General features: G+C 64.0%; 9 protein-coding genes. 6 read left to right on the top strand and 3 right to left on the bottom strand.

From position 1 onward, the window contains the following. Together JHD07_RS24510 and JHD07_RS24505 are read left to right on the top strand one after the other, a co-directional pair. Nucleotides 1-613 (top strand): TerC family protein (locus JHD07_RS24510; RefSeq protein ID WP_291626736.1); only part of this gene is annotated, 613 nt, incomplete at its 5' end. 32 nt (nt 614-645) lie between these two features. Then, complete coding sequence (locus JHD07_RS24505; RefSeq protein WP_291626734.1) at nt 646-1,227, top strand: TIGR00645 family protein; 582 nt, start codon at nt 646-648, stop codon at nt 1,225-1,227. A gap of 30 nt (nt 1,228-1,257) precedes the next feature. On the opposite strand, the gene JHD07_RS24500 is transcribed toward JHD07_RS24505, so the two are convergent. Continuing rightward, nucleotides 1,258-2,634: an HD-GYP domain-containing protein gene (locus JHD07_RS24500; RefSeq protein WP_291626732.1), complete on the bottom strand. Its 1,377-nt coding sequence runs from the start codon at nt 2,632-2,634 to the stop codon at nt 1,258-1,260. Nucleotides 2,635-2,855: 221 nt separating this feature from the next. Between JHD07_RS24500 and JHD07_RS24495 the strand changes: the two genes are divergently transcribed. Beyond that, nucleotides 2,856-3,119, top strand: coding sequence for a hypothetical protein (locus JHD07_RS24495; protein WP_291626730.1), 264 nt, complete (start codon nt 2,856-2,858; stop codon nt 3,117-3,119). A gap of 7 nt (nt 3,120-3,126) precedes the next feature. Here JHD07_RS24495 and JHD07_RS24490 read toward each other — a convergent pair whose 3' ends face one another. Further along, a complete protein-coding gene (locus JHD07_RS24490) occupies nt 3,127-4,023 on the bottom strand; it encodes an alpha/beta fold hydrolase (RefSeq protein ID WP_291626728.1) in 897 nt (298 codons plus the stop codon). Between the two features lie 181 nt (nt 4,024-4,204). On the opposite strand from JHD07_RS24490, the gene JHD07_RS24485 reads away from it, so the two are divergent. From JHD07_RS24485 to JHD07_RS24475, 3 genes are all read left to right on the top strand, one after another. Continuing rightward, nucleotides 4,205-5,593 carry a class II 3-deoxy-7-phosphoheptulonate synthase gene (locus JHD07_RS24485; protein ID WP_291626726.1) on the top strand — a complete coding sequence of 463 codons (1,389 nt, stop codon included), beginning with the start codon at nt 4,205-4,207 and terminating at the stop codon, nt 5,591-5,593. 4 nt (nt 5,594-5,597) lie between these two features. Further along, nucleotides 5,598-5,951, top strand: a complete 354-nt coding sequence (locus JHD07_RS24480) for a diacylglycerol kinase (protein ID WP_291626724.1) — start codon at nt 5,598-5,600, stop codon at nt 5,949-5,951. Nucleotides 5,952-6,183: 232 nt separating this feature from the next. Continuing rightward, nucleotides 6,184-7,941, top strand: coding sequence for an NAD+ synthase (locus JHD07_RS24475; protein WP_291626722.1), 1,758 nt, complete (start codon nt 6,184-6,186; stop codon nt 7,939-7,941). 81 nt (nt 7,942-8,022) lie between these two features. Here JHD07_RS24475 and JHD07_RS24470 read toward each other — a convergent pair whose 3' ends face one another. Continuing rightward, nucleotides 8,023-8,802 (bottom strand): hypothetical protein, encoded by a 780-nt coding sequence (locus JHD07_RS24470; RefSeq protein ID WP_291626721.1) that lies wholly within the window; start codon nt 8,800-8,802, stop codon nt 8,023-8,025. Nucleotides 8,803-9,077: the final 275 nt, after the last annotated feature.

The following is a 9,077-nucleotide window of genomic DNA, read 5'->3' as shown; positions in this document are numbered from 1 at the left end:
GTTCCAGGTCATCCTGATCGACCTCGTCCTGGCCGGCGACAATGCCGTCGTCATCGGCCTTGCGGCCGCCGGCCTGCCGGCGGACCAGCGCCGTCGGGCCATCATCGTCGGGATCGCCGCCGCGACTGCGCTGCGCATCGCTTTTGCCGGCGTCGCGACCCAACTCCTGCAGGTCATCGGCCTGTTGCTCGCCGGCGGCGTGCTTCTGCTCTGGGTGTGCTGGAAGATGTGGCGCGAACTGCGCGAGCAGGCTGCGCATGCGCGGGAGCTCGCGTTCAGCCACGGCAATGGCGGCGGCAACGGCGCGGAAGCTGCGCCGGTCCAGCGAAAGACCTTCGGCCAGGCGGCGATGCAGATCATTGCCGCCGACGTTTCGATGTCGCTCGACAACGTGCTCGCCGTCGCCGGCGCCGCGCGCGAGCATCCCTACATCATGGCCTTCGGCCTGTTGCTGTCGGTCGCGCTGATGGGCGTCGCCGCTGACCTGCTTGGCCGCTTGCTCCAGAAGCAGCGCTGGGTCGCCTATGTCGGCCTCGCCATCATCCTTTACGTCGCGTTCGAGATGATCTATCGGGGCTCGCTGGAACTCGCACCCGTCATTGCGAGTCTCTGACGCGGCAATCCAGCGGCTATCCGGAGTGATCGATGAAGACCGAATCCAAGGCACCTTCGGCGCAGGCCGTGCCTCCGCGCCTCGGCCTGCTCGCCCAGCTCATTTTCGGTTCGCGCTGGCTGCAATTTCCGCTCTATATCGGCCTGATCGTGGCTCAGGCCGTGTACGTCCTGCTGTTCCTCAAAGAGCTCTGGCATCTGGTCGCGCATTCGTTCGACGCCACCGAGCAGCAGATCATGCTGGTCGTGCTCGGGCTGATCGACGTCGTCATGATCTCGAACCTTTTGATCATGGTGATCGTCGGCGGCTATGAGACCTTCGTTTCCCGGCTGAACCTGACCGGCCATCCCGACGAGCCGGAATGGCTCAGCCACGTCAATGCCAGCGTGCTCAAGATCAAGCTCGCGATGGCGATCATCGGCATTTCCTCGATCTCGCTGCTCAGGACGTTCATCGAGGCCGGCAACCTCGGCACCACGCGCAGCAATTTCACCGAGTCCGGCGTGATGTGGCAGGTGCTGATCCACATGACCTTCATCGTCTCCGCGATCGGCATCGCCTGGGTCGACCGCCTCAGCGAGAGCGGCCATCGCAAGGGCGCCGGCCACGGCTGAGCTCGCGTGGAGAATCCGGTGGAGCGGCCGTCAGGCCGCCAGCGTTCCATGGATGCGTCCCAGCGCGCGTTGAAGCGCTGCAAAGCAGTTTCCATCGATCTGGGTGCCGATCATTCCGGACATGATGCCCAGGGCTTTTGTGATCGGCAGGGCGGCGCGATAGGGGCGGTCGGCCGTGAGCGCATCGAATATGTCGGCGGTCGTGATCACCCGGGTTTCCAGGCAGATCTGGTCTCCTGCGAGGCCGCGAGGATAACCCTTGCCGTCCAGCCGCTCATGATGCGCACCCGCGATCGGAGCGAGGTCGCGGAATGCGCCGACGCGTGACAGGATGGCCTCGGAATGCGCCGAATGCATCCTCATGCTCTCCCATTCGGCGTCGTCCAGCTTGCCCGGCTTGTCGAGGATGGCGTTGCTGACACCGAGCTTGCCGATGTCGTGCAACAGCGCCGCACGCTTGAGACTGCGCCGTTGCTCGGCGCTGAACGCCAGCTGCTCGGCGATCATGTCGGTGAACAACGTCACGCGCTCGCTGTGACCGCTGGTGTAAGGGCTCTTGGAATCCACCACCTGGGCGAAGGCGGCTGCAATGTCGTCGAGATAATCCTCGTCGATCGGAAGGCTCGCTTGTGCCGGCGCGTGCGTTACGGCGCAGGTAAGCCCATTCTCGATGCCGCTCACGCGCCAGAAACCGGGCCGTGCCGCCACGCGTTCGAAGGCCGCGACGAGGTCGGGGTCGAACCAGATCCCTGATCGGTTCCTCGCCTCGCGAAGAGCGGCCTCCGGCCCGTTCGCGACGTGGAACACGTCGATGACCTGGGTCAGCAGGGCGATGCGCGAATAGATCGGGATGGCGGTGCCGGACAAGCCGAGGGGCTTGCCACTGCCGTCCCAGTGCTCATCCAGGTTCTTGATGCCCTCGGCAACCGGCTCGGAGAACCGCATCTTGCGGGCGATATCCGCGCCGCGATGGCAGCGGGTCTCGATCAGCTCGCGCGCGATCTCGCCGCCGTTCTGGAAGATATTGACGATGGCGCGGAAACGTTCAGCCAATCCGGCTTTCAGGCCGGTATGGCTGAGCACGAAGCGCAGCGCCTGGGACAAGCTACCGTCGATCAGCTTGAAGTCCTGTTTGAAGGAGAGATCGTCGGTCAGATACAGCTCGCAGATGCGGGCCGCGTTGCTGCTGCAGCCCAGATCCTTCAGCAACAGCACGTAGTAGAGCTCGGTGATTTCCTGCTCGCCAAGGCCGATCTCCCTGCCGATCTCGACGCCGATGCGGCTGCATCGCACGCAATGTCCAGCCGGCTGTCCCTCGGTCAGGTCGAGCGCGTGGCTCAGCGCGCCCAGGAGTTCAGAGAGAGTGACGCTGTCGTGCAGTCCGGCGTCAAGTGGCGGTGGTTGCATGGCGGCTCCGGGGCAGCTTTCGCGGCCTGTCCGGGCCGATCGCATGTCCAAAGCCGCACCTGATCACGAAGGAATTAACGGGCGGTATTTTCCGCCCCATCGATAAAATTGTCTGCAATCCGCTCAATGGCGGAAAACCCTGCGGAAAAGTCCTGCGCGGCGTTAAACCAGAGCTTTGGAACTGATCTGCATCCTGCGCGCAAAAGGGCAGGGGCATCAGCATGACAATCACAAGGGAGATCATCGCAGCAGTCGCGGGAGTCTACGCACTCCTGCTTGTCTGCGACGCGTTGTTCGGCGTCGGCGAGGCGCGCTTCGACGACGCCTATTACCGCGCCAGCTTCTACGCATCGCGCGCGAAGGAGTTTCGCTTCGCGAGCGATACGCCGCCGGCCGTGCGCGTCAGTGACGCCTTCGCACAATTTGCGCCGGCCGACGCCAAGCCGAACCGGCGCTACTCGTCCCTGACGACGATCATCCGCTGACGCGGCCTTACTCGCCCTGAATCCATTCGGCGAGGCCGCGCCACAGCGTGTCGCGGTGATCGGGGCGAAAGAAGCCGAAATGGCCGATGGCCCTGGCGCCGACGTCGGACGGCTTCACCGTCAGCACCTCCGGCGTGACCGCGGTGAAACCGCTCGCGAGCAGCTCGACGGCGGGTCGCGTGGCCCAGGGATCATCTGAGAAGCACAACGCGCGCAACTCGCCCTTGAACCTGGCAAAATTCTCGAGCGCCGGCAGTTCTGAATCGAAGAGATAGCGGGGGCTCGACACCCACTCGGCCCATTGCAGGAAGACGCCCTTGGGCAAATCCTCGCCGACGCCGGTCCAGCCCGGGGCATAGCCGAGGGCGTGGACCAGAGGCACACCCACGAGATTCATGAAGGCGTAGACCCGATATTTCTCGGGCGCGGTCATCAGCCGCCACGTCGCCGCCTGCGAGGCCACGAAGGCGGCGCGCGCGATCTCGCTGTTGTTCGCGATCAGCCCGAGCGCCTGGCCGCCGAAGGAATGGCCGACATAGACCAGGGGCAGGCCATGATAGCGCTCGCGCATCCAGTCAACCGCGGCGGTGACGTCGAGCGCGGCCCAGTCAGACATCGAGGCCTTGAAGCCGACCAGGGATTTCGGCCGGTTGTAGCCGACCATCGCCGGCAGGCAGGAGTCGCCGATGCCGCGATAGTCGTAGGTCAGCACGGCGCAGCCGCGATGGGCGAGGTAGGAGGCAAAGCCGCGATAGATCTTGCGCGGCACGGCGGTCGCCGAATTGATCAGGACGGCATGGCGCTTGGTGCCGCGGGGCAGGAACAGGGTGCCGGTGAGCACGTACCCGTCCGTCGCCGGGAAGCTGATCTGGTCGATGAAAACGTCATCCATTGGCGCGTCCATGGCCGGTCAGTGCCCCGTCAATTTCTCTGCCTGTCCCGAGCAAATGCGAATTCGGCTTTGCCCGCAAGGGTTTGCGGTGCGAAATGGATTTACAACTGGCGGCGCGGGGCCAGCCTGTGTATAAGGCGGCCCTCGCAACCCCTAGATCAGGTTGTGCTTTTTGCTTCACGGAGAGATTGCGATGTCCGAGCGGTGGACGCCCGAGTCCTGGCGCAGCAAGCCGGTGCTACAGGTGCCCGACTATCCCGACGCCAAGGCTTTGGCCGACGTCGAGGCCCAGCTTGCGACCTTTCCGCCGCTGGTGTTCGCGGGCGAAGCGCGCAATCTGAAGAAAGCGCTTGCGCGCGTTGCGGCGGGCGAAGCCTTCCTGCTCCAGGGCGGCGACTGCGCCGAGAGCTTTGCCGAGCACGGCGCCAACAACATCCGCGACTTCTTCCGCGTGCTGCTGCAGATGGCGGTGGTGCTGACCTATGCCGGCGCGGTGCCGGTGGTGAAGGTCGGCCGCATCGCCGGCCAGTTCGCCAAGCCGCGGTCGTCGCCGACCGAGAAGTTGAACGGCGTCGAGCTGCCGAGCTATCGCGGCGACATCGTCAACGACATCGCCTTCACGAAGGAAGCGCGCATGCCGGATCCGCAGCGCCAGCTGATGGCCTATCGCCAATCCGCGGCGACGCTGAACCTGCTGCGCGCCTTCGCTACCGGCGGCTTCGCCAATCTCGGCAGCGTGCATCAATGGATGCTCGGCTTCCTCAAGGATAGCCCGCAGTCCCGCCGCTACAAGGAGTTGGCCGACCGTATCTCGGACGCGCTCAACTTCATGCGCGCTTGCGGCCTCGACCTCGAGAGCCACCCGGAGCTGCGCGCCACCGATTTCTACACCAGCCACGAGGCGCTGCTGCTCGGCTACGAGCAGGCCATGACGCGCGTCGATTCCACCACCGGCGACTGGTACGCGACCTCGGGCCACATGATCTGGATCGGCGACCGCACCCGCCAGCTCGATCACGGCCATGTCGAATATTTCCGCGGCATCAAGAACCCGATCGGGCTCAAGTGCGGCCCCTCGCTGAAATCCGACGAGCTGTTGAAGCTGATCGACGTGCTCAACCCCGACAACGAGCCGGGCCGGCTGACGCTGATCGGCCGCTTCGGCTCCGACAAGATCGGCGAGCATCTGCCCAACATGGTCCGCGCCGTGAAGCGCGAGGGCCGGGTGGTGGTCTGGTCGTGCGATCCCATGCACGGCAACACCATCACCTCCACGTCCGGCTACAAGACGCGCCCGTTCGACCGCATCCTGTCCGAGGTGAAGTCGTTCTTCGCCGTCCACGCCGCCGAAGGCAGCCATGCCGGCGGCGTGCATCTGGAGATGACCGGCCAGGACGTCACCGAATGTCTCGGCGGCGCGCGCGCGATCACGGACGAGGATCTCAACGACCGCTACCACACGGTCTGCGATCCCCGCCTCAATGCCGAGCAGTCCATCGACATGGCCTTCCTGGTCGCAGAGCTGCTCAAGCAGGAGCGCGCCGGCAAGGCCCAGCCGATCCCGGCCGCAGCGGGGCTCTGAGACCTTGCTGCGGATCTGGAAGGCCACGATCAACTCGCGCAACGGTCTGGCCTTTGCTTTCCGGTCGGAGCAGGCCGTCCGCGAGGAGGTCTTTGCGCTCCTGTTGTCGGTGCCGCTCGCCTGGTTCGTCGGCGTGACCGCGATGCGGGCGGTCGAGTTGGTGTGTTCGGTCGCGTTCGTGCTGGTGGTCGAGCTGCTCAACACCGCGATCGAGAAACTCGCCGACCGGCTGACCCTGGATCACGACAAGCAGATCGGCCGCGTCAAGGACATGGGCTCGGCCGCCGTCGGCGTTGCGCTCTTGATGGCCGGCGCGTTCTGGATCATTGCAATCGTCGAGCGGTTGGGATTCCTGTAGCTTTCGGAGATTATCCATTGAACGTGGGTGTCCGGGGCTCCTTCACCTCTCCCCAACGCCGAGAGGTCGTTTTGCGTCTCGCGATGCGGAGCATCGTCGAGCGCAAAGCGGGTGAGGGGGCTCAGCTCCCACGAGACACCGTAACCCCTCACCCGAATTGCTCTGGACGATGCTTCGCATCGCCAGGTGCAATTCGACCTCTCCCTTTGGGAGAGGCGGCAGCGAGCGTCCCATGACCGAACGTCTCGACACATTCGCGGTCACGCTCGCCCAGCTCAATCCGACGGTGGGCGATATCGAGGGCAACGCCGCCAAGGCGCGCACGGCGCGTGCGCAAGCGGCTGCTGACGGCGCCGATCTCGTGCTGTTTCCGGAATTGTTCATCGCCGGCTATCCGCCGGAAGATTTGGTGCAGAAGCCGGCGTTCCAGGCCGCCTGCCGCGCCGCGATCGAAGCGCTCGCGCGCGAGACCGCCGATGGCGGGCCCGCGCTGCTGGTCGGCACGCCCTGGGTCGAGGAGGGCAGGCTCTACAATGCCTGCGCGCTGCTCGATGGCGGGCGCATCGCGAGCCTGCGCTTCAAATGCAATCTGCCGAATTACGGCGTGTTCGACGAGAAGCGGCTGTTTTCGCGCGGTCCCGCCGCGGGTCCGGTCACGGTGCGCGGCGTGCGCATCGGCGTGCCGATCTGCGAGGACATCTGGCTGGAGGAGTCCGGGGACTACGAAAACGTGGTCGAGACGCTGGCCGAGACCGGCGCCGAGATCATTCTCGTGCCGAACGGCTCGCCTTACGCCCGCGACAAGAACGACGTGCGCCTGTCGGTCGCGGTGGCGCGGGTCACCGAGAGCGGGCTGCCGCTGGTCTATCTGAACCAGGTTTGCGGCCAGGACGAGCTCGTGTTCGACGGCGCGTCCTTTGCGCTCAACGGCGATCTCTCGCTTGCGGCGCAATTGCCGGCGTTCGCGGAGAGCGTCGTCACGCTGCGCTTCACCCGTAACGGCAACGACTGGCGCTGCACCGGCCCGATCGCCGAGCTGCCCGAGGGCGACAAGGCCGACTACGCGGCTTGCGTGCTGGGCTTGCGCGACTACGTCGCCAAGAACGGCTTTCCGGGCGTGCTGCTCGGCATTTCCGGCGGCATCGATTCCGCGCTGTGCGCGGCGATCGCGGTCGACGCGCTCGGCGCCGACCAGGTGCATGGCGTGATGCTGCCGTACCGCTACACCGCGCCGCACTCGATCGCGGATGCCGGCGAGCTCGCCGGCCACCTCGGCATCCGCTACGAGGTGCTGCCGATCGCGGAAGCCGTGACCGGGTTCGAGACCATCCTGTCCGGAATCTTCAAGAACCTGCCGCCCGATATCACCGAGGAGAACCTCCAGGCCCGCGCCCGCGGCACGCTGCTGATGGCGATCTCCAACAAGACCGGGCTGATGGTGGTGACGACCGGCAACAAGTCGGAGATGTCGGTCGGCTACGCCACGCTCTATGGCGACATGAACGGCGGCTTCAACCCGATCAAGGACATCTACAAGACGCAGGTGTTTCGCCTCGCAAGCTTGCGCAATTCCTGGAGTCCGGACGGCGCGCTCGGGCCTGCGGGCGAGGTGATCCCGCCCGACATCATCACGCGCCCGCCGACCGCGGAGCTGCGCGAGAACCAGACCGACCAGGATTCGCTGCCGCCCTATGACGTGCTCGACGCCATTCTGGAGCGCCTCGTCGAGCGCGAGCAGCCGCTGGATCAGATCATCGCCGCCGGCTTCGACCGCGAGACCGTGACGCGCATCGATCATCTGCTCACCATCGCCGAGTACAAGCGCCGCCAGGCCGCGCCGGGCGTGAAGGTGACGCGACGGAATTTCGGCCGCGACCGGCGTTATCCGATCACGAACCGGTTTCGCGACAAGGGGGAGGGGCTGCCTGTGCCGGACGAGACCTTGGTGTCGCGTGGGAGCAAGGCCTCGATCGACGCGTTCGAGGGGTGATACGAAGGCGTCCATGTTCAGATTTTTGAAGAAGGTTTTCTTCTCGAAAAAATGTACTGCATTTGAGACTTCGATCCTCGTTCATCGAAGCACTCTAAACGTGCACCCGCCCCAGAGAGCTTCGGCGTTCTTGTGGTTGATCTGCTGAGAATCGGCGACCGAGAAGCCCTTTCCATTCACCCAGCAATATAAGCTTTCGATGATCGGGATCGATGCGTTCAGAAGCGCTGTCTCGTCTCCATATTTCATCTGCTGGATCGGTCCATGCCTTTCCTCTCTACGAGTGACTTCCAACGAGTGAGCAAGATGTTTGTCGCGGATGTTCATCACCGACGCCAGTCTCGGTGAAGCGATAATCGCGCGACTGTCAGCAATTGCTTGCTTCAGCTCTGTTTGGGCTTTCGCAGCTTGCTCTTCTCCGTGCCTTTGTTCGATTTCCTTTAGGGCTTGTAATTCCAACTTGATGATCTCGGGGTCATCGCTGGAGAGGTTTCTGGGGACGGCAAGGCTTCCGGTCCAGCGGTTCAGGTTCACGTCACCTAACGTGCTGATGATCTCGTTGTCGTCGATCAGTTCAATCACGGTCGGAAGGTTTTCTTTCTGTGGATCAGCGCTGTCCCATAGCGCACACAGCCTGACGATTTCGATCTGGTGCATGCTGCGCTGAAACACGGTGAAGGCATTGGCTGCGAAGGAAGTAGGAATTTGGGCGGCCAGTATCGGTGAGTACACGACGAACGAATTGTTAGCATGCAGCTCGACAATATACAGGAAATGGTCGAGCACTCTGCTCATCTTCGCCTTGGCCTGATCAACCCTTTCTGCCTTGGTCAGCTTTCCCAACCATTTCAAATCGGCCATTGGTGTCGGTTCCCTGATGAGTGCGGTAATTGCGACCCAGCCTGTTGGCGTGATTCATCTCAACATACGCCTGCGCCAGTTTCTAGACACTTTACCGCTCCTCTAACGCGATCCATGAACCGCACTTGACCTGATCGATTGAATGGCAGCGCTAGAGGACGGCCGGCGATCAGCACCTGCACATACTAAAGCCCAGAGCAGCGGTGAGCGGCCGCCGACGGCGGAGCTGCGCGAGAACCAGACCGACCAGGATTCGCTGCCGCCCTATGACGTGC

This window comes from Bradyrhizobium sp., assembly GCF_016462955.1.
GTDB lineage: Bacteria > Pseudomonadota > Alphaproteobacteria > Rhizobiales > Xanthobacteraceae > Bradyrhizobium.
The sequence above is the reverse complement of the archived record's forward strand: the minus strand, read 5'-3'. Positions and strand labels throughout refer to the sequence as shown.

What these genes read in the sequence shown, in the direction of transcription:
- JHD07_RS24505 (WP_291626734.1), top strand. Translation starts at nt 646, where the DNA reads ATGAAGACCGAATCCAAGGCACCTTCGGCGCAGGCCGTGCCTCCGCGC.
- JHD07_RS24500 (WP_291626732.1), bottom strand. Translation starts at nt 2,634, where the DNA reads ATGCAACCACCGCCACTTGACGCCGGACTGCACGACAGCGTCACTCTC.
- JHD07_RS24495 (WP_291626730.1), top strand. Translation starts at nt 2,856, where the DNA reads ATGACAATCACAAGGGAGATCATCGCAGCAGTCGCGGGAGTCTACGCA.
- JHD07_RS24490 (WP_291626728.1), bottom strand. Translation starts at nt 4,023, where the DNA reads ATGGACGCGCCAATGGATGACGTTTTCATCGACCAGATCAGCTTCCCG.
- JHD07_RS24485 (WP_291626726.1), top strand. Translation starts at nt 4,205, where the DNA reads ATGTCCGAGCGGTGGACGCCCGAGTCCTGGCGCAGCAAGCCGGTGCTA.
- JHD07_RS24475 (WP_291626722.1), top strand. Translation starts at nt 6,184, where the DNA reads ATGACCGAACGTCTCGACACATTCGCGGTCACGCTCGCCCAGCTCAAT.
- JHD07_RS24470 (WP_291626721.1), bottom strand. Translation starts at nt 8,802, where the DNA reads ATGGCCGATTTGAAATGGTTGGGAAAGCTGACCAAGGCAGAAAGGGTT.